The sequence below is a fragment of the Streptomyces colwelliae genome, assembly GCF_048158785.1.
Taxonomy (GTDB): Bacteria; Actinomycetota; Actinomycetes; order Streptomycetales; family Streptomycetaceae; genus Streptomyces.
On the sequence record NZ_JBLTJC010000872.1, the window covers coordinates 1 to 683 of the forward strand.

The window sequence follows — 683 nt, forward strand, 5'->3', positions numbered from 1 at the left end:
GGGGCGGGGCCGAACTCGCCCTGCCCGAGCAGGCTTCGGGCAGCAACGGACGGCGGCGGGCCAGGCGGTCCTCCGTGGACGCGTTCCTGGAGAGCGAGGTGCCGGACGGTGCCTCCGACGACACCGGTGGCGGTGGCGAGGCCGCCGTGCCCACCGGGCGGCGTAGAAGGCGTGCGGGCGACGAGTCCGCGGCGGCCGGTGAAGCGGGCGGCGACGGTGCGGCCAGTGGTACCGGGCGGCGGCGCGGGCGGGCTGCCGAGGGTGCGGCCGGGGATGTCTCCGACGGTGATTCCGAGGGTGTGTCCGGGGGTGTCTCCGAGGGCGCTGTGATGACGGCGGCGGAGCATGCCGCCGGAACTGCCGCTTCCGGTACGGGACTTGGTGGCACCGTGTCGCCGCGGGGTGTGCCTGTGGGTGTGCCGGTGGGTGGTGAGCAGCGGCAGGCGTTGCCGGCCGCGTTGCCCCCGAGCGGCTCCCCCGGTGACTCCGGCGACTCCGGTGGCGAGGACGGGCAGCCGACCGGGCGTCGGCGGCGGGCGTTGGCGGCCGCGGCCGAGCGGGCCGCGGCGCAGGAGGCGGGGGCGCGGACGGTGTTCGCGTTGCCGCCGGCCGAGGCCGACCGGTCGCCGGAGGTCTCCGGGGCAACGGCCGCGCAGGCTCCGGGAGTTCCTGGGGCTCCGGGG

The 683-nt window shown here is 78.2% G+C and carries 1 pseudogene; it reads left to right on the forward strand.

Going from position 1 to position 683, the window contains the following annotated elements:
* Nucleotides 1-683: pseudogene (locus tag ACNFOC_RS54910) on the forward strand (nickel transporter); the annotation flags it as partial.